Annotated in this window: 20 protein-coding genes; 19 read left to right on the forward strand and 1 reads right to left on the reverse strand. The window is 66.0% G+C overall.

Annotation, left to right across the window (positions count from 1 at the left end; genetic code table 11):
• The first annotated feature begins 89 nt into the window (after positions 1–89).
• The 10 genes from QMX82_RS09410 to QMX82_RS09455 all read left to right on the forward strand — a co-directional run bounded on the left by QMX82_RS09410 (position 90) and on the right by QMX82_RS09455 (position 10900).
• Complete coding sequence (locus QMX82_RS09410) at positions 90–830, forward strand: response regulator (protein ID WP_133860874.1); 741 nt, start codon at positions 90–92, stop codon at positions 828–830.
• Positions 820–2268, forward strand: a complete 1449-nt coding sequence (locus QMX82_RS09415; RefSeq protein WP_208691502.1) for an ATP-binding protein — start codon at positions 820–822, stop codon at positions 2266–2268. Before QMX82_RS09410 ends, QMX82_RS09415 begins: the two co-directional genes overlap by 11 nt.
• 210 nt (positions 2269–2478) lie before the next feature.
• Positions 2479–3741 carry an ABC transporter substrate-binding protein gene (locus QMX82_RS09420; protein WP_208691501.1) on the forward strand — a complete coding sequence of 421 codons (1263 nt, stop codon included), beginning with the start codon at positions 2479–2481 and terminating at the stop codon, positions 3739–3741.
• Positions 3742–3873: 132 nt separating this feature from the next.
• Positions 3874–4791 carry a carbohydrate ABC transporter permease gene (locus tag QMX82_RS09425; RefSeq protein ID WP_074582831.1) on the forward strand — a complete coding sequence of 306 codons (918 nt, stop codon included), beginning with the start codon at positions 3874–3876 and terminating at the stop codon, positions 4789–4791.
• Positions 4784–5614, forward strand: a complete 831-nt coding sequence (locus tag QMX82_RS09430; RefSeq protein WP_007158674.1) for a carbohydrate ABC transporter permease — start codon at positions 4784–4786, stop codon at positions 5612–5614. The genes QMX82_RS09425 and QMX82_RS09430 overlap by 8 nt, the downstream gene beginning before the upstream one ends.
• Before the next feature lie 11 nt (positions 5615–5625).
• On the forward strand, positions 5626–6726 hold the full coding sequence (locus QMX82_RS09435) for an ABC transporter ATP-binding protein (protein ID WP_158895354.1): 1101 nt from the start codon (positions 5626–5628) through the stop codon (positions 6724–6726).
• A 128-nt stretch (positions 6727–6854) separates the two neighbouring features.
• Entirely contained in the window at positions 6855–7760 is a 906-nt protein-coding gene (locus QMX82_RS09440; protein ID WP_208691499.1) for a carbohydrate kinase family protein, read from the forward strand.
• Positions 7761–7800: 40 nt separating this feature from the next.
• Complete coding sequence (locus QMX82_RS09445) at positions 7801–9012, forward strand: AGE family epimerase/isomerase (RefSeq protein WP_282282683.1); 1212 nt, start codon at positions 7801–7803, stop codon at positions 9010–9012.
• 221 nt (positions 9013–9233) lie between these two features.
• Positions 9234–10634, forward strand: a complete 1401-nt coding sequence (locus tag QMX82_RS09450; protein ID WP_133860867.1) for a carbohydrate porin — start codon at positions 9234–9236, stop codon at positions 10632–10634.
• A 92-nt stretch (positions 10635–10726) separates the two neighbouring features.
• Entirely contained in the window at positions 10727–10900 is a 174-nt protein-coding gene (locus tag QMX82_RS09455; RefSeq protein WP_082900493.1) for a DUF1289 domain-containing protein, read from the forward strand.
• A gap of 561 nt (positions 10901–11461) precedes the next feature.
• Here QMX82_RS09455 and QMX82_RS09460 read toward each other — a convergent pair.
• Positions 11462–12340 carry a LysR family transcriptional regulator gene (locus QMX82_RS09460; protein ID WP_282282687.1) on the reverse strand — a complete coding sequence of 293 codons (879 nt, stop codon included), beginning with the start codon at positions 12338–12340 and terminating at the stop codon, positions 11462–11464.
• Positions 12341–12481: 141 nt separating this feature from the next.
• On the opposite strand from QMX82_RS09460, the gene leuC reads away from it, so the two are divergent.
• From leuC to QMX82_RS09505, 9 genes are all read left to right on the forward strand, one after another.
• On the forward strand, positions 12482–13906 hold the full coding sequence (leuC, locus tag QMX82_RS09465; RefSeq protein ID WP_208691495.1) for a 3-isopropylmalate dehydratase large subunit: 1425 nt from the start codon (positions 12482–12484) through the stop codon (positions 13904–13906).
• An 11-nt stretch (positions 13907–13917) separates the two neighbouring features.
• A complete protein-coding gene (leuD, locus tag QMX82_RS09470; RefSeq protein WP_282282689.1) occupies positions 13918–14562 on the forward strand; it encodes a 3-isopropylmalate dehydratase small subunit in 645 nt (214 codons plus the stop codon).
• A gap of 45 nt (positions 14563–14607) precedes the next feature.
• Entirely contained in the window at positions 14608–15372 is a 765-nt protein-coding gene (locus QMX82_RS09475; protein ID WP_282282690.1) for a class I SAM-dependent methyltransferase, read from the forward strand.
• Between the two features lie 19 nt (positions 15373–15391).
• The gene (leuB, locus tag QMX82_RS09480; RefSeq protein ID WP_282282691.1) at positions 15392–16474 is read left to right on the forward strand and encodes a 3-isopropylmalate dehydrogenase; all 1083 of its coding nucleotides are present in this window, start codon (positions 15392–15394) and stop codon (positions 16472–16474) included.
• Between the two features lie 56 nt (positions 16475–16530).
• Positions 16531–17643, forward strand: a complete 1113-nt coding sequence (asd, locus tag QMX82_RS09485) for an aspartate-semialdehyde dehydrogenase (RefSeq protein WP_133860861.1) — start codon at positions 16531–16533, stop codon at positions 17641–17643.
• Between the two features lie 77 nt (positions 17644–17720).
• Positions 17721–18716, forward strand: coding sequence for an aspartate-semialdehyde dehydrogenase (locus tag QMX82_RS09490; RefSeq protein ID WP_282282692.1), 996 nt, complete (start codon positions 17721–17723; stop codon positions 18714–18716).
• A gap of 174 nt (positions 18717–18890) precedes the next feature.
• Positions 18891–21515 (forward strand): FimV/HubP family polar landmark protein, encoded by a 2625-nt coding sequence (locus tag QMX82_RS09495; RefSeq protein WP_442969379.1) that lies wholly within the window; start codon positions 18891–18893, stop codon positions 21513–21515.
• Positions 21516–21585: 70 nt separating this feature from the next.
• A complete protein-coding gene (gene truA / locus QMX82_RS09500) occupies positions 21586–22437 on the forward strand; it encodes a tRNA pseudouridine(38-40) synthase TruA (RefSeq protein ID WP_282282696.1) in 852 nt (283 codons plus the stop codon).
• 54 nt (positions 22438–22491) lie between these two features.
• The gene (locus QMX82_RS09505; RefSeq protein WP_282282698.1) at positions 22492–23121 is read left to right on the forward strand and encodes a phosphoribosylanthranilate isomerase; all 630 of its coding nucleotides are present in this window, start codon (positions 22492–22494) and stop codon (positions 23119–23121) included.
• Positions 23122–23291 lie beyond the last annotated feature (170 nt).

A 23291-nucleotide genomic window follows, 5' to 3' on the forward strand; every position in this document is an offset into this window, starting at 1 on the left:
GGCGACTACTCAAGGTCGCCCGGCCCCGGTATGCTGCCGGCACTACCGGTAGCTGGCCTCGGGCCAGAACAACAAGAGCGAACATCGCCATGTCCACCCTGGGCAAATCCCTCCTGGTCGTCGACGACGACGGGGAAATCCGTGAGCTGCTCGAAGCCTACCTCACCCGTGCCGGCTATCTGGTGCGCGCCGTCGGCGATGGCCGCGAATTGCGCCGGGCGCTGGGCGACTTCGTCCCCGATCTGCTGATCCTCGATGTCATGCTCCCCGGCGAGGACGGCTTCGCCCTCTGCCGCTGGATGCGCGAGCAGTCGAGTTGCCGACAGGTCCCCATCATCATGCTCACCGCCAGTTCCGACGAAGCGGATCGGGTCATCGGCCTGGAACTGGGCGCCGACGACTACCTGGGCAAACCCTTCAGTCCGCGCGAATTGCTGGCCCGCATCAAGGCGCTGCTGCGCCGTGCCGGCTTCGGCGAGACGCGCCCGGCGGCCACCGGTCTGCTGACCTTCGACGACTGGCGCCTGGATCCGGTCAGTCACCGGCTGTTCCATCGCGATGGCGAGGAGGTCATCCTCTCCGGCGCCGATTTCACCCTGCTCAAGCTGTTTCTCGACCATCCCCAGCAGATACTCGATCGCGACACCATCGCCAATGCTACCCGCGGGCGCGAGGTGCTGCCGCTGGAGCGCATCGTCGACATGGCGGTCAGCCGCCTGCGTCAGCGGCTGAGAGACACCGGCAAGTCGCCGCGACTGATCCGCACCGTGCGTGGTTCCGGCTACCTGCTCGCCGCCGAGGTCAGCGGACTGGTCGCCGATGCGGTGTAGCGGTCCGCTCGCGCGGCTGGTGCCGCGCTCCCTGCTGGCGCGGATGCTGCTGCTGACCCTGCTGGCGGTACTGCTGGCCCAGGGCGCCTCGGCGCTGTTCTGGTCGGCTTCCCTGCGCAGCGACCGCAACCAGGGCTTGCAGACCGCCGCCCGCAGCCTGGGCTATTCCATCGCCGCCAGCGTGCGCTATTTCAGCCTGCTGCCGCCGGCCTATCGGCCACTGGTGCTGGAGCAGTTGCGCAACATGGGCGGCACGCGCTTCTTCGTCTCGCTCAACGAAAAGCCGCTGACCATGCAGGCGCTGCCGGACACCCCCGGCCGCCGGGCGGTGCTCCAGGGCGTCGAGGCGGTGCTGCGCGAGCGCCTGGGCGCGGCCATGCCCATGTACGTGGAATTCATCGGCCCCCAGCAGCTGCGGCTGTTCAACGGCGCCGTGGCCCTCGACGAACTGCCGCGCTCCTGGGCGCACTATGCCCTGAGTCTGGAGCCGCTGGAGCCGCCGGTACTAGTGACCCAGATCCGCATCGGCGAAGGGGAGTGGGTCTATCTCGCTACCCTGATGCCGGCGCCCTACTACAGCCTGGACGAGTCCTGGCTGCCCTTGCAGCAGCTGCTGTTCATGGTCTTCAGCAGCGCCTTCCTGCTGCTGTTCATCGGCCTGCTGATCCGCTGGCAGAGTCGCCCGCTCAAACGGCTGTCGCGTGCCGCGCGGGAGCTGTCGCTGGAGGTCCATACGCCGCCGGTGCGCGAGGAGGGCGCCCAGGAGATCCGCGAGGTTACCCGCGCCTTCAACGCCATGCGCGAACGCATCGCCCGCTACCTGGACGAGCGCGCCCAGCTGTTCAGCGCCATCTCCCACGACCTGCGTACGCCCATCACCCGGTTGCGCCTGCGCGCCGAACTGCTGGATGACGAGCTGATGCAGGCCAAGCTGGTGCGCGATCTGGACGAGCTGGATCTGCTGGTCAAGGGGGCCCTGCAGTGCGTCAAGGACACTGACATCCACGAGAACCTGGAGCCGGTCGACCTGCAGGCGCTGCTGGAACAACTGGTGGAGCCCTTCACCCAGGAGCAACCGCCGCGGGCGCGCCTCACCGGGGAAGCCCGGGGCACCCTGCTGGGCAAGCCGCTGGCGCTCAAGCGCTGCATCGGCAATCTGCTGGACAACGCCCTCAAGTATGGCTATCGCGCCCACCTGCAGGTGGAAGACGACGGTCATGCCTTCGTCCTGCATGTCGACGACGAAGGACCGGGGGTGCCGGAGCAGGAACTGGAGCAGGTATTCCAGCCCCATGTCCGCCTGGCCACCGACCGCCATGGCTATGGCCTGGGCCTGGGCATCGCCCGCAACCTGGCCCATGCCCATGGTGGCGAAGTGGAGCTGCGCAATCGCCGCGAAGGCGGTCTGCGGGTCACCCTGACCTTGCCACGCGGCTAGGCCGGGGCCGCTGCTGGAACCGCTGCGCCTCCGCCAGGCAGACGCGCGCACCCGCCAGGCAGGCATTCGCTCCGTTTCCCCACCCGCTCTGACGCCAGCGCTATGTCACCAGTCCGTGACAAAACTCCTTCCCTTCGTTACCCACGGCCGCAGGCGTCTGACTAGACTCCGCCCAGCTCCAATAAAAAAACAACAAGGAACGACCCCCTCATGAATGCGTTGAATCGTCTCGCTCTCGCCGTTTCCCTTTCCTGCGCCGCGCTCGCCGCCCCCCTGACCGCCCATGCCGGTGAGGTCGAGGTGCTGCACTGGTGGACCTCCGGTGGCGAGGCTCGCGCCGTCGATGTCCTCAAGCAGCTGATGCAGAAGCAGGGCGATACCTGGAAGGACTTCGCCGTAGCCGGTGGCGCCGGCGAGGCCGCCATGACCGTGCTCAAGACCCGCGCCGTGTCCGGCAATCCGCCGTCCGCCGCCCAGCTCAAGGGCCCCGACATCCAGGAATGGGCCAGCATGGGCTTCCTGGCTGACATCAGCGACATCGCCAAGCAGGGCAACTGGGACACCATCCTGCCCAAGCGCGTGGCCCAGACCATGCAGCACGATGGCGAATACGTCGCGGTACCGGCTGGCATCCACCGCATCAACTGGCTGTGGATCAACCCCGCCGTCTTCAAGAAGGCCGGCGCCAAGGTCCCCACCACCCTGGACGAATTCTTCGAGGCCGCCGACAAGCTCAAGGCCGCCGGCGTCGTGCCCCTGGCCCATGGCGGCCAGAACTGGCAGGACGGCACCATCTTCGAATCCCTGGTCATGGCCATCATGGGTCCGGAAGGCTACGACAAGGTCTTCGTGCAGACCGATGCCGACACCATCCGCAGCGACAAGATGGTCGAGGTGTTCAAGACCTTCAAGCGCGTCAAGGGCTATGTCGATCCCAATGCCGCCGGTCGCGACTGGAACCTGGCCACCGCCATGGTCATCGAGGGCAAGGCGGGCATGCAGATCATGGGTGACTGGGCCAAGGCCGAATTCACCGCTGCCGGCAAGAAGCCGGGCGTCGACTACGAGTGCGTGGTGATGCCGGGCACCCAGGGCGACTTCATCTACAACATCGATTCGCTGGCCATGTTCAAGATCAAGAACAAGGACAACCAGAAGGCCCAGGACGACCTGGTACGCACCGTCATCGACAAGCCCTTCCAGGAGGTGTTCAACCTCAACAAGGGCTCCATCCCGGTGCGCAACGACATCGACCTGGCCAAGTTCGACAGCTGCGCCCAGCAGTCCGCCAAGGACTTCCAGGCGGCCAATGCCGATGGCAAGGCCGAGCCGAGCATGGCGCACAGCATGGCCAACACCAGCTATGTGCAGGGTGCGATCTTCGACGTGGTGACCAACTTCTTCAACGACGCCAACGCCGATCCGAAGAAGGCCACCGAGCAACTGGTCGCTGCCATCCAGGCCGCCAAGTAAGGTCAATCGCGACCATGGCGGTCCGCCGCTGCGGCCGCTCCTGCAGACGCCTGATCGACCTGTAGGAGCGGCCCATGGCCGCGATCATCCAGCTACCTGACGCCAAGACAATACCACCCCTGGGAACGCCTCATGGCTCTTACCGAAACCCTTCCCGTCGCGACCGTCAGTCGACGCCCGGACCGGCTGCAGCGCCTGCTGCCCAAGCTGGTGCTGGCGCCCACGGCCATCGCCATGGTCGTCTGCCTCTATGGCTACATGCTGTGGACGGCGGTGATCTCCTTTACCAACTCGCGCTTCCTGCCCAGCTACAATTTCGCCGGCTTCGCCCAGTACGCGCGGCTGCTGGAGAACGATCGCTGGCTGGTGGCCTGCAAGAACCTGGCGATCTTCGGCGGTCTGTTCATCCTGCTGAGCCTGGCCATCGGCGTCTTCTTCGCCATTCTGCTGGACCAGCGCATCCGTCGCGAAGGCTTCATCCGCACCATCTACCTCTATCCCATGGCGCTGTCGATGATCGTCACCGGCACCGCCTGGAAATGGCTGCTCAACCCCGGCATGGGGCTGGACAAGCTGCTGCGCGACTGGGGCTGGGAAGGCTTTCGCTTCGACTGGCTGGTGGATCCCGACCGGGTCATCTACTGCCTGCTGATCGCCGCCCTCTGGCAGGCCTCGGGCTTCGTCATGGCCATGTTCCTGGCCGGTCTGCGGGGCGTGGATTCCTCCATCCTGAGAGCCGCCCAGGTCGACGGGGCAGGGCTGCCGACCATCTATCTGCGCATCGTCCTGCCCAGTCTGCGGCCGGTGTTCTTCAGCGCGGTGATGATCCTCGCCCACATCGCCATCAAGAGCTTCGACCTGGTCATGGCCATGACCGCGGGCGGTCCCGGCTACGCCTCGGACCTGCCGGCGGTGTTCATGTACCAGCACACCTTCACCCGCGGCCAGATGGGCCTGGGTTCGGCCAGTGCGGTGCTGATGCTTGGCGCGGTGCTGGCGGTGCTGGTGCCCTACCTCTACTCGGAATTGCGGAGCAAGCGAAATGGCTAAGGCTCTGAACGTCAATCGCGTGGCCATCCACGCCACCCTGATCATCGCCTGCGCGGTCTATCTGGTGCCGCTGCTGGTGATGCTGCTGACCAGCTTCAAGACCCCGGACGACGTTCGCACCGGCAACCTGCTGAGCCTGCCCCTGGACTGGACGATCATCGGCTGGCTCAAGGCCTGGGACGTGGTGCACAGCTACTTCTGGAACTCCTTCATGATCACCGTCCCGGCGGTGCTCATCTCCACCTTCATCGGCGCGCTCAACGGCTACGCCCTGTCGAAGTGGCAGTTCCGCGGCTCGAATCTGCTGTTCAGCCTGCTGCTGTTCGGCTGCTTCATTCCCTTCCAGGTGATCCTGCTGCCGATGTCCTTCACCCTCGGCCAGCTGGGCCTGGCCAACACCACCGCCGGCCTGGTGCTGGTGCACGTGATCTACGGCCTGGCCTTCACCACGCTGTTCTTCCGCAACTACTACGTGGGCATCCCCGATGCCCTGATCAAGGCGGCGCGGCTGGACGGGGCGGGCTTCTTCACCATCTTCTTCAAGATTCTGCTGCCGCTGTCCACGCCGATCGTGATGGTCAGCCTGATCTGGCAGTTCACCCAGGTATGGAACGACTTCCTGTTCGGCGTGGTGTTCGCCAGCGGCTCGTCGCAGCCCATCACCGTGGCCCTGAACAACCTGGTCAACACCAGCACCGGCGCGAAGGAATACAACGTCGACATGGCCGCCGCCATGATCGCCGCGCTGCCGACGCTGCTGGTCTACATCTTCGCTGGCAAGTATTTCGTCCGGGGCCTGACCTCGGGCGTGGTCAAAGGATAAGGAAGGCCACCATGGCAGCTCTCGAACTCAAAAGCGTACGCAAGACCTACGGCAACGCCGCCCAGGAAGCCCTCAAGGGCATCGATATCCGCATCGACGCGGGTCAGTTCCTCATCCTGGTGGGCCCCTCCGGGTGCGGCAAATCCACCCTGATGAACGCCATCGCCGGCCTGGAAGACATCAGCAGCGGCGCCATCTGCCTGGACGGCGAGGACGTCACCCAGGTCGAGCCCAAGGACCGGGACATCGCCATGGTGTTCCAGTCCTACGCCCTGTACCCGACCATGACCGTGCGCGAGAACATCGCCTTCGGCCTGAAGATCCGCAAGACCCCCAGGGAGCAGATCGACGCCGAGGTGGCGCGCGTTGCCAAGCTGCTGCAGATCGAGCACCTGCTCGAGCGCAAGCCGGCGCAGCTCTCCGGTGGCCAGCAGCAGCGGGTGGCCATGGGTCGCGCCCTGGCGCGCCGGCCCAAGCTCTATCTGTTCGACGAGCCGCTGTCCAACCTCGACGCCAAGCTGCGGGTGGAGATGCGCACCGAGATCAAGCTGATGCACCAGCGCCTGCAGACCACCACCGTCTACGTCACCCACGACCAGATCGAAGCCATGACCCTGGGCGATCGGGTCGCGGTGATGAAGGATGGCGAGGTGCAGCAGTTCGGTACTCCCGAGGAGATCTACAACAATCCTGCCAATCTCTTCGTCGCCAGCTTCATCGGCTCGCCGCCGATGAACTTCGTGCCGGTGCGCCTGGAAGCGCGCGAGGGCAGGGTGGTCGCCCGCGTCACCGGCGATACCGGCGACAGCCAGGTGGATTTGCCCGATCTGGATCCGGCGCTCGCGGGGCGAGAGGCTATCCTTGGGGTGCGTCCGGAGCAGATCCAGTCGGCGCATCCGGCCGACAACGCGGTGCCAGGCATCCTGACGCGGATCCAGGTGGTCGAGCCGACCGGTCCCGACACCCTGCTGTATGCCGAATGGAACGGCACCAAGGTCTGCTGCCGGGTTGCTCCGGGCGAGGCGCCGCGGGCCGGCGACCAGGTGCTGTGGCGGATCGATTCGCGACGGGCGGTGCTGTTCGATCCTGCGAGCGGTCGCCGACTTTCTTGAACGTAGCTCATGGCTGAAACGTTACAGCAATGGTAAGGTCCGCCCGCCGCCGCGCCTGACGTCGGGTTGCGGCCCTACCAGAGGCCAGGAGTGCACCTCCGGCCGCCGTGACAGACAGGAGAACAACAATGGCACTACCCCGCGTCGTGGTCTTTGGCGAAGCCCTCACCGACATCGTTCAGGGTAATCCTGGCGAATGGCGGGGTTATCCGGGCGGCGCCCCCTGGAACGTGGCGCGTGGCCTGGCCCGGCTGGGCGTGGCAAGCGCCTTCGGCGGCGCCATCAGCCAGGACGGGCTGGGTGACGAGATCGCCTGGCAGTCGGAAACCGCCGGCCTCGATACCCGCTTCCTGCAGCGCGTCGCCGCCGACCCGCTGGTGGCCATCGTGCCGTCGAGCCGTCCGCCGCGCTATTTCTTCGCCGGCGAAGCCGATCTCCAGTTCGACCCGGCGCTGCTGCCCGAAGGCTGGCTGGAGGCCGCCGAGGTCTGCCATTTCAGCTGCATCAGCCTGGCTCGTTATCCGCTGGCCGACACCCTGCTGGAGCTGGCGCGCCAGGCCAAGGCCGCTGGCAAGCGCCTGAGCTACGATCCCAACTGGCGCAATCTGATGGACGATCGCTATCGCCAGCAGACCTTCCCCGAGCTGGTGCGGCTGGCCGACGACATCAAGCTGTCCGACGAAGACATCCGTCAGATCTATCCGGGCCTGGACGAGCGCGCCGCGCTGGACGAATTGCGCGCCCTCAATCCCCATGCCCGCATCCTCTTCACCCGCGGCGAGCACGGCCTGGTGCTCTACACGCCGGAAGGCGAGTGGCAACAGGCCGCCATCGCCGTGGACGTGGCCGACACCGTGGGTGCCGGGGATGCCTGCATGGCCGGCTGGCTGGCCTCCGGCCTGCTGGGCCTGACCGACCTGCAGCAGCGCCTGAGATTCGCCGCGGCCAGTGCCTCGGTGTCCTGCCGCCATGCCGGCGCCTATGCGCCGACCCGTGCCGATGTCGAAGCCCTGCTGCAGGTGAGCCCTCACTAGACCGTTTTTCCACAACAACAATAGCCGCCAAGGAAACCCGATGGACTTCCCCGATTTTCGTCGTCGCGACACCCTGCTGGAGCACGTCCGCCATACCCTGGCGTTCTACCATCCCCGCTGTGTCGATCCGCAGGGCGGCTTCTATCATTTCTTCAAGGACGACGGCACAGTCTACGATCGCCAGACCCGCCACCTGGTCTCCAGCACCCGCTTCGTCTTCGATTTCGCCATGGCCTACCGGCACTATGGCGATCCGGCCTTTCTGGAAGCGACCCGCCATGGCCTGAGATACCTGCGCGAGCGGCATCGCCAGGCCAACGGTGGCTATGCCTGGCTGCTCGACGGCGACAAGGTGGTGGATGGCACCAATCACTGCTATGGCCTGGCCTTCGTGGTGCTGGCCTACGCCCACGGCCTGCAGGCGGGAATCGAGGAAGCGCGCAACTGGCTGAGCGAAGCCTGGGAATCCCTGGAGACCCACTTCTGGCGTGAAGCCGATGGCCTCTATGTGGACGAGATCAGCGCCGACTGGCAGACCGTGGCGCCGTATCGCGGCCAGAACGCCAACATGCACGCCTGCGAAGCCCTGCTGGCCGCCTTCGAAGCCAGCGGCGAGGTGCGCTACCTGGATCGCGCCGAGACCCTGGCGCGCAACATGACCCAGCGTCAGGCCGCGCTGACCCAGGGGCAGGGCGGGGTGGCCGACGAGGTCACCGGTGGCCTGGTCTGGGAGCACTACCACAGCGACTGGTCCATCGACTGGGACTACAACCGCGACGATCCGGCCAACCTGTTCCGGCCCTGGGGTTTCCAGCCGGGGCACCAGATCGAATGGGCCAAGCTGCTGCTGATCCTCGAACGTCATCGCCCCCAGCCCTGGTTGCTGCCGCGGGCCCAGGCGCTGTTCGATGTCTCCTGGCGGCTGAGCTGGGATGGCGAGCACGGCGGTCTCTATTACGGGTTCGCCCCGGATGGCTCGCCCTGCGATCCGGACAAGTACTTCTGGGTGCAGGCCGAGGCCCTGGCCGCCGCCGCGTTGCTCGCGGAGCGCAGTGGCAAGGCCCGCTATTGGGAACACTATCAGGCGCTCTGGCGCTACAGCTGGACGCATTTCATCGATCACGAGCACGGTGCGTGGTGGCGCCTGCTCGACCGTCGGAACCACAAGTACTCCGACGACAAGAGTCCGGCCGGCAAGGTCGACTACCACACCATGGGTGCCTGTTACGAAGTCCTCAACGTCCTGCCGTAAGAAGCTGTACACGATCTCGCGAGCTAGCGCCAAACCAGGCGAAAAGGCCTGAGAAAGCGCAGTTTACGAATGCTAAATGAGCATTTCGACGGGGCTGGCCTTCCAGGGCCTTTTCAACGCCGTTTGGCCGACGCACAGCAGATCGTTTACAGCTTCTAAGTATTAGAGACGCGGGTTTCGGGCCCAAGGTGTCATCACTTCAATAAAAAGGGATCTCAGTAATGAACAAGCAAAACCACAAGAATCGTCCGGGGCGCGCACTGCCCCTGGTATCGCTGCTGGCCCTGGCGGTCGCCGCGGGTGCCCAGGCGGCGCCCCAGGCCAATCCGGGTGGCAACTTCAGTGGCGTCAACAACACCGAGGCCGCCTTCGAGCCGCTGGGCAACACCATGACCGGTGACTGGGGTGGCGTGCGCAAGGACCTGCGCGACAAGGGCTGGGACATCAAGCTCGAATACGTCGGCGAGGGCGCGACCAACCTGCGTGGCGGCTACGACGACGACCGCACTGGGCGCTGGAGCTCCCAGTACATGTTCGGCCTCTGGGGCGACATGAACAAGATCGCCGGTTGGGAGAACTCGGTGTTCAAGCTGGCCATCACCTCCCGTGACGGCCGCAACCTGACCGACGACCGCATTACCGATCCGCGCGTGGGCGGCTACTCCTCGGTGCAGGAAGTCTATGGCCGTGGCCAGACCTGGCGTCTGACCCAGCTGTGGCTGTCCAAGGGCTTCTTCGACGGCCGTCTGGACATCAAGGCGGGTCGCTTCGGCGAAGGCGAGGACTTCAACTCCTTCGAGTGCGACTTCCAGAACCTGGCGTTCTGCGGTTCCCAGGTCGGCAACTGGGAAGGCGTCTGGTACAACTGGCCGGTCAGCCAGTGGGCCCTGCGCGTCAAGTACAGCCTGACCCCCGAGCTGTTCGTCCAGGTCGGCGCCTACGAGCAGAATCCGTCGCTGCTGGAAACCGGCAACGGCTTCAAGCTCAACGGCAGCGGCACCAAGGGTGCGGTCCTGCCGGTGGAAATGGTCTGGTCGCCCAAGGTCAACGGCCTGCCGGGCGAATACCGCGTCGGCTACTACTACAGCACCGCCGATGCCAACGACGTCTACGAAGACGTCAACGGCAACTCCGCAGCCCTTACCGGGCTGGATTACAAGGAGCACTCCAGCAAGCACGGCTATTGGGTCGTGGCGCGTCAGCAGATCACCGCGCATAACGATGATCCGAGCCGCGGCCTGTCGGTGTTCGCCAACTTCACCGCCCATGCCAAGGACGTCAACAAGGTCAGCAACTACGTCCAGGCCGGTCTGGTGTACAAGGGCCCCTTCGACGGTCGTCCCAAGGATGACATCGGCTTCGGCGTCGCGCGCATCAGCACCAACAGCGACTTCCGCGACAACCAGCGCGCCCTCAACCAGGCCGCCGGTGCCACCGACTACGATGATCCGGCCTACACGCCCCTGCAGCACAACGAGTACGACGCCGAGATCTACTACGGCGTGCACGTGACCAACTGGCTGACCGTGCGCCCCAACCTCCAGTACATCAAGAGCCCGGGTGGCGTGCGTGAAGTCGACAATGCCGTGGTGGGTGGCCTGAAGGTTCAAGCGGTTTTCTAAATCGCCCCCATAGCCCGCCATCCTGCCGGATGGCGCTGGACAGGGCCCTGCGGTGGTTATACTGCAGGGCCTTTTTCATTTCCGAGGTTGCCGTGGGTAAGGTCGAAAGTCCCTGCATCAGCCAGTGCAAGATCAAAGACGACGTCTGCCAGGGATGTGGCCGCAAACGCTCAGAGATCAAGGGCTGGAAAGAATTGAAGGACCGCGAGCGCAAGGAAGTCATCGACAAGTCGAAGAAGCGCCTGAAAAAGCTCAAGAAGGGCTGATACGTTCCTGTCGTCACCTTAGGTTGGGTTGAGCGCAGCGAAGCCCAACAAGGCCAAGCGAACTCCCACTGTTGGGCTTCGACGATAAAGCCGTCTCAACCCAACCTAAGTCCTGTCCGGCCAGCCCTCTTTCCCGAGAGGGCTGGGGTGAGGGCGCTGGAGCCAGCACCGTAGGTTGGGTTGAGCGCAGCGAAGCCCAACAAGGCCAAGCCAACTCCCCACTGTTGGGCTTCGACGATAAAGCCGTCTCAACCCAACCTACGTCCTGTCCGGCCAGTCCTCTTTCTCCAAGAGGGCTGGGGTGAGGGCGCTGGAGCCAGCACCGTAGGTTGGGTTGAGCGCAGCGAAGCCCAACAAGGCCAAGCCACCCCCCCACTGTTGGACCTCGAGGATAAGCCGCCTCAGCCCAACCTGCGCCTGATGGAGTCGAGCGCCCGCTCGGCCAGCCCCCTCTCCCTGCGGGAGAGGGTTGGGGTGAGGGCGCTTTTCGCCAACGAACACCCGGGTGGAAAAGGCTGCGCCGTTTTCCACGCTACGGTTAACCGGGCCATCAAACGCCGCTCACCATGCCCGCTCCACCTCATCCAGCAATCCCATGAACGCCTGCGCCGCATTCGAATGGGTGCGCTCGGTATGCAGGATGTACCCCAGGCGCCGCTCCAACTGAATCCCCGGCAGCGGCAGCCGGCGTACCTGATCGTCCAGCAGGGTCCGCGGCAGCACGCTCCAGGCCAGGCCGATGGACACCAGCATCTTGATGGTCTCCAGGTAGTTGGTGCTCATGGCGATATTGGGTATCAGCCCCTGGGCATCGAACAATCCATGCACGATCAGCCGGGTAAAGGTATTGCCGCCGGGAAACACCGCCGGATGCCGCGCCACGTCGGCCAGGGTGACCTCCGCCTGGTTCGCCAGCGGATGTTCGGGCGCCGCCACGAAATCCAGCGGATCGCTCCACACCGGTACCGCCTTGATCGGCGCCGCGGTGTGGGGCGCCAGGGTAATGATGGCCAGCTCCACCCGCCCATGCAGGATCTCGTCGTAGGCGGCTTCCGAATCGAGAAAGCGGATATCCAGGGCGACATCGGGATAGTCCCGGGTGAAGCGCCTGAGGATCGGCGGCAATCGGTGCAGGCCGATGTGGTGACTGGTCGCCAGCGTCAGCCGGCCACCGATGGCACCATTGAGATTGGTCAGCGCCCGTCGGGTGTCATCGATCACGCCTAGAATCTGATAGGCGCGGGGAAGCAGGGCGCGTCCGGCCTCGGTCAGGCTGACCTCGCGCCCGATGCGATCAAACAGTCGCAGCCCCAGCTGCAGCTCCAAGGCCGCGATGCGCTTGCTCACCGCCGGCTGGGTCAGGTGCAGGCGCTCGCCGGCGTCGGAGAAGCCGCCGGTTTCGGCCACCGCGACAAAGGCATTCAGATTGGCGAGGTCCAAGATGTCGAATTCCTGTTGGTTATGCGCTTCATGAAAAAGATGAATTTGTTTCATGCGAGCCTAACGCGGTATCTTTGACCCCACAAGCACCAAGGGCATGCAAAGGCCCGTGCCGTTCCACGTCTGATGAGGAATCCACCCATGGCTGGCAAGACGCTCTACGACAAACTCTGGGATATGCACCTGGTCAAGCAGCGCGACGACGGTTCCGCGCTGCTCTACATCGACCGCCACATCATCCACGAAGTGACCTCGCCCCAGGCCTTCGAAGGCCTGCGTCTGGCCGGCCGCAAGCCCTGGCGTCTGGACGCCAACCTGGCGACGCCCGATCACAACGTGCCGACCACCCCCGATCGCAAGGACGGCCTCGACTCCATCAAGGACGAGATCTCGCGTATCCAGGTCCGCACCCTGGACGAAAACTGCGACGACTTCGGCGTCACCCAGTTCAAGATGAACGACGTCCGCCAGGGCATCGTCCATGTGATCGGCCCGGAGCAGGGCGCCGTGCTGCCCGGCATGACCGTGGTCTGCGGTGACTCCCACACCTCCACCAACGGCGCCTTCGGTGCCCTGGCCCATGGCATCGGCACCTCCGAGGTCGAGCACGTGCTCGCCACCCAGTGCCTGGTGGCCAAGAAGATGAAGAACATGTTGGTGAAGGTGGAGGGTGAATTGCCCTTCGGCGTCACCGCCAAGGACATCGTCCTCGCAGTGATCGGCAAGATCGGCACCGCCGGCGGTAACGGCCATGCCATCGAATTCGCCGGCAGCGCCATCCGCGCCCTGTCCATGGAAGGCCGCATGACCATCTGCAACATGTCCATCGAGGCCGGTGCCCGGGTCGGCATGGTGGCGGTGGACCAGACCACCATCGACTACGTCGAGGGTCGTCCCTTCGCGCCCACCGGTGCCGTCTGGGAGGCCGCCGTCGCCCAGTGGCGTGGCCTGGTGTCCGATGCCGACGCCCATTTCGACACCGTGGTCGAACTCGACGCCACTCAGCTCAAGCCGCAGGTCAGCTGGGGCACCTCGCCGGAGATGGTCCTGGCCGTCGATCAACAGGTGCCGGACCCGGCTCGCGAAGCCGATCCGGTCAAGCGCGGCTCCATCGAGCGCGCCCTGAAGTACATGGGCCTCAAGGCCAACCAGCCGATCACCGACATCGTGCTGGATCGGGTCTTCATCGGCTCCTGCACCAATTCCCGCATCGAGGACCTGCGCGCCGCCGCCGCCGTGGCCAAGGGCCGCAAGGTCGCCGCCACCCTCAAGCAGGCGCTGGTGGTACCCGGCTCCGGTCTGGTCAAGGCGCAAGCCGAGCGCGAAGGCCTGGACAAGGTATTCATCGAAGCCGGTTTCGAATGGCGTGAGCCGGGCTGCTCCATGTGCCTGGCGATGAACGCCGACCGCCTGGAGAGTGGCGAGCATTGCGCCTCCACCTCCAATCGCAACTTCGAGGGCCGTCAGGGCGCCGGTGGCCGTACCCACCTGGTGAGCCCGGCGATGGCCGCCGCTGCCGCCATCGCAGGTCGTTTCGTCGACGTCCGCGACTTCGCCAACGCCTGAGGAGCCTGACCATGCAAGCCTTTACCCAGCACACCGGTTTGGTCGCACCCCTGGATCGCGCCAACGTCGACACCGACCAGATCATTCCCAAGCAATTTCTCAAGTCGATCAAGCGCACCGGCTTCGGTCCCAACCTGTTCGACGAGTGGCGCTACCTGGACGTCGGCCAGCCCGGTCAGGACCACAGCAAACGTCCGCTGAACCCCGAGTTCGTGCTCAATCAGCCGCGCTACCAGGGCGCCAGCATCCTGCTGGCCCGTGAGAACTTCGGCTGCGGTTCCAGCCGCGAACACGCGCCCTGGGCCCTGGATGGCTACGGCTTCCGCTCGGTGATCGCGCCGAGCTTCGCCGACATCTTCTTCAACAACAGCTTCAAGAACGGCCTGCTGCCGATCATCCTCGGCGATGCCGCGGTGGACGAGCTGTTCCGCCAGGTCGAGGCCGGCGAGGGCTACCAGCTGGTGGTCGATCTCGAGAGCCAGACCGTACGCCGTCCCGATGGTGTGGCGTTGTCCTTCGAGATCGACGCCTTCCGCAAGCACTGCCTGCTCAACGGCCTGGACGACATCGGCCTGACCCTGCAGGATGCCGACGCCATCGCGAGTTTCGAAGCCCGCTATCGCCAGAGCAGTCCCTGGATATTTCCCAGCGCCTGAACCCAGTCGCCGGCCCGCGCGGCCGGCGCTCTTTCCGGAGGCTCCATGAGCGGTGAACACGAGCAACACGTACAGCAGCAATTCGGCGCCACGGCCGAGGCCTATCTGACCAGTGCCGTCCATGCCCAGGGCGCCGAGCTCCTCGAACTGCGTGACGCCGTGGCCCAGCGGGAAGGCGCCAAGGTGCTGGATCTCGGTTGCGGTGGCGGTCACGTCAGCTACAACGTGGCGCCGGTGGCCGGGCAGGTGATCGCCCTGGATCTGGCCGAGGAAATGCTCTCGGTGGTCAAGCGCAGCGCGGCCGAGCAGGGCCTGGACAACATCAGCGTCCAGCCCGGCATGGCCGAGCACCTGCCGTTTGGCGACGCCAGCTTCGACTTCGTCTTCAGCCGCTATTCGGCGCACCACTGGCGCGACATCGGCGCGGCCCTGCGCGAAGTGCGCCGGGTGCTGCGCCATGGTGGCGAGATGGCCATCATCGACGTGATCTCGCCGGCCAATCCGCGCCTGGATACCTACCTGCAGACGGTGGAAATCCTGCGCGACATCAGCCACGTGCGTAACTATTCCTTCGCCGAGTGGCACCGCCTGCTGGATATGGCCCGGCTGGGCGTGACCCGCTGCCGTCGCCAGCGCCTGCGCCTGGACTTCGCCAGCTGGACCGCGCGCATGCGCACCCCCGAGCCGCAGTGCCAGGCCATTCGCAGCCTGCAGAGCAAGATCGGCCAGGAAGTGCGCCAGTATTTCGAAATCGACCGCGACGGCTCCTTCACCGTCGACGTCATGGTTCTCTGGGCTCAGCCCATCTGATGTGAGACAGGAAAAGACAATGAGCAAGCAGATCCTCATCCTGCCGGGCGACGGCATCGGTCCGGAAATCATGGCCGAGGCGGTCAAGGTGCTGGAAGTGGTCAACCGCGACCATGACCTCGGCTTCGAACTGGTCCATGACGACCTGGGCGGCGCCGCCATCGATCGTTACGGCGTGCCCTTGGCCGATGAGACCCTGGCGCGCGCTCGCGCCGCCGATGCCGTGCTGCTGGGCGCCGTGGGCGGTCCCAAGTGGGACAAGCTCGAACGCGACATCCGTCCCGAGCGTGGTCTGCTGAAGATCCGTTCCGCCCTGGGCCTGTTCGGCAACCTGCGCCCGGCCATCCTCTATCCGCAACTGGCCGAGGCCTCGACCCTCAAGCCGGAAGTGGTCTCCGGCCTGGACATCCTCATCGTCCGTGAGCTGACCGGCGGCATCTACTTCGGCTCGCCGCGCGAGACCCGGATGCTGGAGAACGGCGAGCGCCTGGCCTTCGATACCTTGCCGTACAGCGAAGGCGAGATCCGTCGTATCGCTCGCGTCGGCTTCGACATGGCCCGTCTGCGTGGCGGCAAGCTGTGTTCGGTGGACAAGGCCAATGTCCTCGAATCCAGCCGCCTGTGGCGCGAAGTGGTGGAGGAGGTGGCCAAGGACTATCCGGACATCGAACTCAGCCACATGTACGTCGACAACGCCGCCATGCAACTGGTCCGCGCACCCAAGCAGTTCGATGTCATCGTCACCGACAACATGTTCGGCGACATCCTCTCCGACGAAGCCTCGATGCTGACCGGCTCCATCGGCATGCTGCCCTCGGCGTCCCTGGATGCCCACAACAAGGGCATGTACGAACCCTGCCACGGCTCGGCACCCGACATCGCCGGCCAGGGCGTGGCCAACCCCCTCGCGACCATCCTCTCGGTGGCCATGATGCTCAGGTACACCTTTGGCGCCGCCGCGGCGGCCGAGGCCATCGAGGCGGCGGTGGGCCAGGTGCTGGACCAGGGTCTGCGGACCGGCGACATCTGGTCGGAAGGCAAGCAGCGGGTCGGTACCCGCGAGATGGGCGAAGCAGTGGTCGCCGCCCTCGCAAGGCGTTAATCTGATCGGCCGTCGGGGAAGGCGGCCGTCCTCAAGACAATAAAGGTGCAGTAGCGATGAAACGTGTAGGTCTGATCGGTTGGCGTGGCATGGTGGGCTCCGTGCTCATGCAGCGCATGCTCGAAGAACGGGATTTCGACTTGATCGAGCCCGTGTTCTTCACCACCTCCAACGTCGGCGGCGAAGGCCCGGCCATCGGCAAGGGCGTAGCGCCGCTCAAGGATGCCTACAGCATCGACGAGCTCAAGACCCTCGACGTCATCCTCACCTGCCAGGGCGGCGACTACACCAGCGAGGTGTTCCCCAAGCTGCGCCAGGCCGGCTGGAAAGGCTACTGGATCGACGCGGCCTCCAGTCTGCGCATGCAGGATGACGCCGTCATCGTGCTGGACCCGGTCAATCGCCGCGTCATCGACCAGGCCCTGGCCGATGGCCGCAAGGACTTCATCGGCGGCAACTGCACCGTCAGCCTGATGCTGATGGCCCTGGGCGGGCTGTTCGAAGCCGGTCTGGTGGACTGGATGAGCGCCATGACCTACCAGGCCGCCTCCGGCGCCGGTGCCCAGAACATGCGCGAGCTCATCCGTCAGATGGGCGCGACCCACGCCGCCGTGGCCGACAGCCTGGCCGATCCCGCCAGCGCCATCCTCGACATCGACCGCCAGGTCGCCGAAACCCTGCGCAGCGAAGCCTTCCCTACCGAGCAATTCGGCGTCCCCCTGGCCGGCAGCCTGATCCCCTGGATCGACAAGGAGCTGCCCAACGGCCAGAGCCGCGAGGAATGGAAGGCCCAGGCCGAGACCAACAAGATCCTCGGACGCTTCAAGAATCCCATCCCGGTGGATGGCATCTGCGTGCGCATTGGCGCCATGCGCTGCCACAGCCAGGCGCTGACCATCAAGCTGAACAAGGACGTGCCGCTGTCCGACATCCACGGTCTGATCAGCCAGCACAATCCCTGGGTCAAGCTGGTGCCGAACAACCGCGAGGTCAGCATGCGCGACCTCACGCCAGCGGCCGTCACCGGCACCCTGAGCGTACCGGTCGGCCGGCTGCGCAAGCTGAACATGGGTTCCCAGTACCTGGGCGCCTTCACCGTGGGTGACCAGCTGCTGTGGGGCGCCGCGGAGCCGCTGCGGCGGATGCTGCGCATCCTGCTGGAGCAGTGAGCCGACGGCTAAACGTTTGCTTATAGAGGAGGGCCGCCAGTAAAGTGCGGCCCTCTTTCGTTGCGGACCGTCCTATCATGACTGCCAGAGATATCGCCCTCGTCGGTGCCACCAGTGCCTACGGCGAAGCCATTCGCGAACTCCTCGACGAACGCGACGTGCCCCTCGGGCGCCTGCACCTGCTCGCCAGCGGTGAGTCGGCGGGGCAGAATCTGCCCTTCAGAGGCAGCAATCTGCGTGTCACCGGCCTCGACGGCTTCGATTTCGCTCAGGTCGGCATCGTCATCCTGGCCGCGCCGGCCGCCGTGGTGGAAACCCTGCGGCCGCAACTGGTCGCTGCCGGTTGCGCCGTGCTCGATCTCAGCGGCGCCTCGGCCGCGCTGTCCGTGCTGCCACGCATCAATGGCGACCGCCTCGACCAGCTCCCGGTCGCCGCCTGGCTCGGCGTTCCCCTCGCAGCCGCCCAGGCGGCCGCCAGCGTGGCCGCCGTGCTCGCTCGCTTGAATGCTCTCAGTGATGCTTCCCTGACGGCGTGCCTGGCCGCCTCCGGTGCCGGCCGTGGTGGTGTCGAGGAATTGGCGCGGCAGGCCACCGAATTGCTCAACGGTCGATCGGTCGAGTCGCGGCTGTTCGAAGGACAGCTGGCCTTCAATCTGCTCGGTCGCACCGGTGCCGCGACAGCGGATGGCTATACTGCCCAGGAACATCGCTTGCTGGACGAATGTCAGCAGGTGCTGGGAGCGCGCTTGCCGGTGCTGGACGTCACCGCCGTGCAGGCGCCGGTGTTCTTCGGCGACAGCCTGGCGCTCAGCCTGAGGGCCCAGGCGCCCTGGCAGCTGGAGCAGGTGCTGGAGGCCCTGGGCGACGAGCCGGGCCTGGCGCTCGACGAAGAACTCGATTGCCCGTCTGCCGTGGGCGATGCCCTGGGCCGGGAAGAGGTGCTGGTGGGACGGGTGCGGCTGCATCCGCGGGATGCCCGCCGGCTGGAATGCTGGCTGGTGGCGGACAATGTCAGATTGTCGGCACTGACGGCCGTTCAGCTGGCCGAATTGTTGCTTAAACAGTCGGCCTAAAAGATACTTCGTGAAATGCTTCGCTCTTTTGGCTTGAGCAAAAGGGCAGTGGACGTGGCACGCAGCGATGGACACAGGCGCCCGCACGGTGGCGCGATCGACAGCTTCTAAAAAGGGACGGTCATGGTTCGAGTTCAGAAACTGGTGCGGGCAATTGCAGCGGCGAGCGCCTTGATGTCTGGCGCGGCCCAGGCCCTCAGCCTGGGGGAGATCCACCTCAATTCCGCTCTCAATCAGCCCTTCGATGCCACCATCGATCTGTCGGACCTGCGTGACCTCGGCACCGCCGAGTTGCGCCCCAATCTGGCGTCCGTCGAGGATTTCGGCAAGGCCGGCGTCGACCGCGCTTTCTTTCTCAACGATCTCAAGTTCACGCCGGAGGTGCGCAACGGGCGCACCGTCATTCGCGTGACCTCGGCGCGTCCGGTGCGCGAGCCCTATCTCAACTTCCTGCTGGAAGTGAACTGGCCGAGCGGCCGGATCCTGCGCGAGTACACCGTGCTGCTGGATCCGCCGCTCTATACTCCCCAGGCCGCGGCGGCGCCTTTTGCGCCCCAGGTCCCGGCCACGCCGCGGGCACGCACCGCCACGCCGAGCGCACCGCGTCCGGCCACCCCGCCTGCCGCGCCAGCGCCGAGCGCGACCCAGACACCGGGCACCTACACCACCGAGCGGCGCGATACACTCTGGGAAGTGGCGGCGCGCAATCGTCCGGCCGCCAGCGTCACCGTCGACCAGACCATGCTGGCGATCCAGGATCTGAATCCCGACGCCTTCATCGATCGCAATATCAACCTGATGAAGAGTGGCCAGGTGCTGCGCCTGCCCGATCAGGCCCAGGCCGGAACGCGCCCCCAGCGCGAGGCGGTGGCCGAGATCGCCCGCCAGACCCGTGCCTGGAAGCAGGGCGGCGACGGCGCGCCTGCCGGGACGCCGCGCCGGCAGGTGGATGCTTCCGCCCAGCCGAGTGGCAACGAGGCCTCGACGCCTGCCGCCCCCAAGGACAATCTCAAGCTGCTTTCCGGGCAACCTGCCGGCCGCGCGGGCGAATCCGCCGGTGGCAAGGGCGGCGACCAGTCGCTGGCCGATCGCCTGGCGGTGACCCAGGAAAGCCTGGACACCACCCGCCGCGAGAACGAAGAACTCAAGAGTCGTCTGGGCGATCTGCAGTCGCAGCTCGACAAGCTGCAGAAGATCATGCAGCTCAAGGACGCCCAGCTGGCGCGGATGCAGGCCAACATGGCCAATCCCCAGGCCGCGGGCCAGCCGGCCCAGCCGCCGGCGACGCCCGAAGCTGCGGCTCCGGTGACGCCTGCGCCGGCCGAGAACACGCCCGCACCCACGCCCCAGGAACCGACCGCCGCCGCGCCGGTCGCGCCGGTCGACGCCTCTGCACCCACTACCCCGCCGCCGGGCAGTGAGGCCGGTACCGGCTCGGCGCCGCCCGCGGCCAGCGAGCCCAAGGTCATTCCGGTCACGCCAAGCACCCCGGCGACCGAGCCGACCGAGGCCACCAACAGTTTCCTCGACGAGATCCTCAGCAATCCGCTCTGGCTCGGTATCATCGGCGGCAGCGCCTTGCTGGCCCTGCTGGTCCTGCTGATGATCAACTCGCGCCGCAACGCGGTGAAGGAGGCCGAGCGCGAGCGTGACGCCGAAGCCGCGCGCACCGACACCGTGTTCGACGCCGATCCCGAGTTGGGTGATCACCATGCCCTCGCCGGGCTGGAGCTGAACCAGGGCGGCCAGGACGCGGCGCGTGACGCCGACGCCCAGGACGATGCCCTGGGTCAGGCCGACATCTACATGGCCTATGGCCGCTTCAGCCAGGCGGCCGAGGTGCTCAAGAAGGCCAGCGACCAGGAACCCCATCGCGCCGATCTGCGCCTCAAGCTCATGGAAGTCTATGCCGAGATGGGCGACAAGGACGGATTCCAGCGCGAAGAGCGCGAACTCAAGGAGATCGGCGGCGCCCAGCCGGCGGTGGAACACCTGAAGTCGCGCTATCCGGCCATGGCTACCGTCGCGGTCGCCTCGGCTGCGGTAGGGGCCGCCGCGCTGGCCGCCGCCCACGAACTGAGCGAGGAGCAATCCCGCAACCAGGGTTTCTCGGCCACCGAGGACAGCCAGGACTTCAATCTGTCTCTGGATGACTTCGGCAGCGAGGATACCCAGGGCCATCAGCCTGCCGGTCCGGCCGAGGAGCCTCTGTTCGGCGAAGCCTTCGCCGATGCCCAGGCCAAGGCGGCCGACCCGCGCGACGACTTCGACTTCGATCTTAATTTCGACGCCGAACCCACGGCCACGCCGGCGGCGACCCCGGCCGCCAAGGACGACGACTTCGCCCTGGACTTCAGCGAATTCGAGCGGCAGGGCGACCTGGCGCACGACGAGCCGGTCGCGGGTTCCAGTGCGGCTTCGGCCTTCGACGAGCCACTGGATGCGCCCACGCCGCCAGCGGCCGACGCCGAGCTGCCCGCGAGTTTCGACCTGTCCGACTTCGACGACGAGCAGCCAGCGCCTAAGCGTGAAAGCGACGAGGAATTCGCCGCCCGCCTGCAGGAGGCCTCGCGCCAGTTCGATGCGGAGACCACCAGTGGCACGGCGGGTAGCGACGGTCTGGACGACTTCGACTTCCTGTCCGGCGAAGACGAAACCGCCACCAAGCTGGATCTGGCGCGCGCCTACATCGACATGGGCGATCCGGAAGGTGCCCGGGATATCCTCGACGAGGTGATTGCCGAGGGGAATGCCGGGCAGCAGCAGGAAGCCCGGGAGATCATCGCCCAGCTCAGCTGACCGCGGCCGGGCTTGGCAGAGGAGGGGAGGCGCTATAAGCTGCCTCCCCTTTTTTTGCCTGGCCGTCGTCTTGGATTTTCTAGACCCCACGATCATCGTTCCGCCGCAGCGCATCGCCCTGGGCGTCGAGTACAAGGGCGCCCGCTATCGCGGCTGGCAGCGCCAGCAGCCGGGCGTGCGCTCCGTGCAGGAGACCCTGGAAGACGCCCTCTCCGAGGTCGCTGCGGCGCCCATCGCGCTGCACTGCGCCGGGCGTACCGATTGCGGGGTGCATGCCACCGGCCAGGTGGTGCATTTCGAATCACCCGTCGCCCGGCCGCTCAAGGCCTGGGTGATGGGCACCAATGCCAATCTGCCGTCGGATATCAGCGTGACCTGGGTCAAGCCGGTCAGCAACGAATTCCATGCCCGCTTCAGTGCCATGGCCCGGCGCTATCGCTATGTGATCTACAACGATCCCATCCGACCTGCGCACCTGGCGGAGGAGGTCACCTGGAATCACCGTCCGCTGCGGATCGAACCGATGCGCGAGGCGGCCCAGGTACTGCTCGGCACCCATGATTTCACTTCCTTCCGGGCCAAGGCCTGCCAGGCCAAGTCGGCGACCAAGACCATCCACCACCTGCGTCTCTGGCAGAGCGGACGGCTGATCGTCCTCGACATCCGCGCCAATGCCTTCCTGCACCACATGGTGCGCAATATCGCCGGGGTGCTGATGGCGGTGGGCTGCGGCGAGCGGCCGGTGGAGTGGGTGAGCGAGGTCCTGGCCGCGCGTGAGCGACGGCTGGGGGGCGTCACCGCCCATCCCTATGGCCTCTACCTGGTGGACGCCGAGTATCCCGAGAGCACACCTGTACCAAAACGCCCGCTGGGTCCGCTGTTCCTGGGGCATATCCCCGAGCTGGATGGCCCCCAAGGCTGACGCTGCGCGGGTGGTCTGCTAACATCCATCGATTTGGAACGAGGTCATTCCGGTTTGGCTAACGTTCGAGTGAAGATCTGCGGGATCACCCGGGTCGAGGATGCACTGGCCGCTGCGGCTGCCGGCGCCGATGCCATCGGCCTGGTGTTCTATGCGCGCAGCCCGCGGGCGGTCGGCGCTGCCCAGGCCCGCCAGATCGTGGCGGCCCTGCCGCCCTTCGTGACCAGTGTCGGGCTGTTCGTCGATGCCTCGCCCTGCGAGATCGAGGAGACGCTCGACGCCGTGCCCCTGGACCTCCTGCAATTCCATGGCGACGAGTCGCCGGCGCAGTGCGCCCGCTATCGCCGTCCCTACATCAAGGCCCTGCGCATGCGCGAGGATATCGACCTCGCCGCCGTTGCCCGGGACTATGCCGGCGCCCGCGGGCTGCTGCTCGACACCTATGTCGCCGGCGTGCCCGGGGGCACCGGCCAGGCCTTCGACTGGACCCGGGTGCCGCAGGACCTGTCGCTGCCACTGATCGTGGCGGGCGGGCTGGACGCGGATAACGTCGCCACGGCCATCGCCGCGTCCCGGCCCTTTGGGGTGGACGTGAGTGGCGGCGTGGAGCGGGCCAAGGGCATCAAGGATGCCGCCGAGATCGCCCGTTTCATGGCGGCCGTGCGGGGTGCGCCAATCGCCTGATGTGACCCTCGTCGGGTGGTTGCCGTCCACACCTGCGACATATTCAAGCAGATCCGCCCTGGGTGGGTCTGACGTCCGGCTCCCCGGGAGCCGGCATGCGACAAGAGGGTAGCGGCCCGGGATACAGCGGGCGCTGCCGAACCTATTACAGATGCTCAAGGAAGGCGTGG

Source organism: Pseudomonas sp. PS02302, from assembly GCF_029959585.1.
Taxonomy (GTDB): Bacteria; Pseudomonadota; Gammaproteobacteria; order Pseudomonadales; family Pseudomonadaceae; genus Chryseomonas; species Chryseomonas aestiva.

Coding starts and splice junctions, on each gene's coding strand:
- QMX82_RS09410 (WP_133860874.1), top strand. CDS start 90: ATGTCCACCCTGGGCAAATCCCTCCTGGTCGTCGACGACGACGGGGAA.
- QMX82_RS09415 (WP_208691502.1), top strand. CDS start 820: ATGCGGTGTAGCGGTCCGCTCGCGCGGCTGGTGCCGCGCTCCCTGCTG.
- QMX82_RS09420 (WP_208691501.1), top strand. CDS start 2,479: ATGAATGCGTTGAATCGTCTCGCTCTCGCCGTTTCCCTTTCCTGCGCC.
- QMX82_RS09425 (WP_074582831.1), top strand. CDS start 3,874: ATGGCTCTTACCGAAACCCTTCCCGTCGCGACCGTCAGTCGACGCCCG.
- QMX82_RS09430 (WP_007158674.1), top strand. CDS start 4,784: ATGGCTAAGGCTCTGAACGTCAATCGCGTGGCCATCCACGCCACCCTG.
- QMX82_RS09435 (WP_158895354.1), top strand. CDS start 5,626: ATGGCAGCTCTCGAACTCAAAAGCGTACGCAAGACCTACGGCAACGCC.
- QMX82_RS09440 (WP_208691499.1), top strand. CDS start 6,855: ATGGCACTACCCCGCGTCGTGGTCTTTGGCGAAGCCCTCACCGACATC.
- QMX82_RS09445 (WP_282282683.1), top strand. CDS start 7,801: ATGGACTTCCCCGATTTTCGTCGTCGCGACACCCTGCTGGAGCACGTC.
- QMX82_RS09450 (WP_133860867.1), top strand. CDS start 9,234: ATGAACAAGCAAAACCACAAGAATCGTCCGGGGCGCGCACTGCCCCTG.
- leuC (WP_208691495.1), top strand. CDS start 12,482: ATGGCTGGCAAGACGCTCTACGACAAACTCTGGGATATGCACCTGGTC.
- leuD (WP_282282689.1), top strand. CDS start 13,918: ATGCAAGCCTTTACCCAGCACACCGGTTTGGTCGCACCCCTGGATCGC.
- QMX82_RS09475 (WP_282282690.1), top strand. CDS start 14,608: ATGAGCGGTGAACACGAGCAACACGTACAGCAGCAATTCGGCGCCACG.
- leuB (WP_282282691.1), top strand. CDS start 15,392: ATGAGCAAGCAGATCCTCATCCTGCCGGGCGACGGCATCGGTCCGGAA.
- asd (WP_133860861.1), top strand. CDS start 16,531: ATGAAACGTGTAGGTCTGATCGGTTGGCGTGGCATGGTGGGCTCCGTG.
- QMX82_RS09490 (WP_282282692.1), top strand. CDS start 17,721: ATGACTGCCAGAGATATCGCCCTCGTCGGTGCCACCAGTGCCTACGGC.
- QMX82_RS09495 (WP_442969379.1), top strand. CDS start 18,891: ATGTCTGGCGCGGCCCAGGCCCTCAGCCTGGGGGAGATCCACCTCAAT.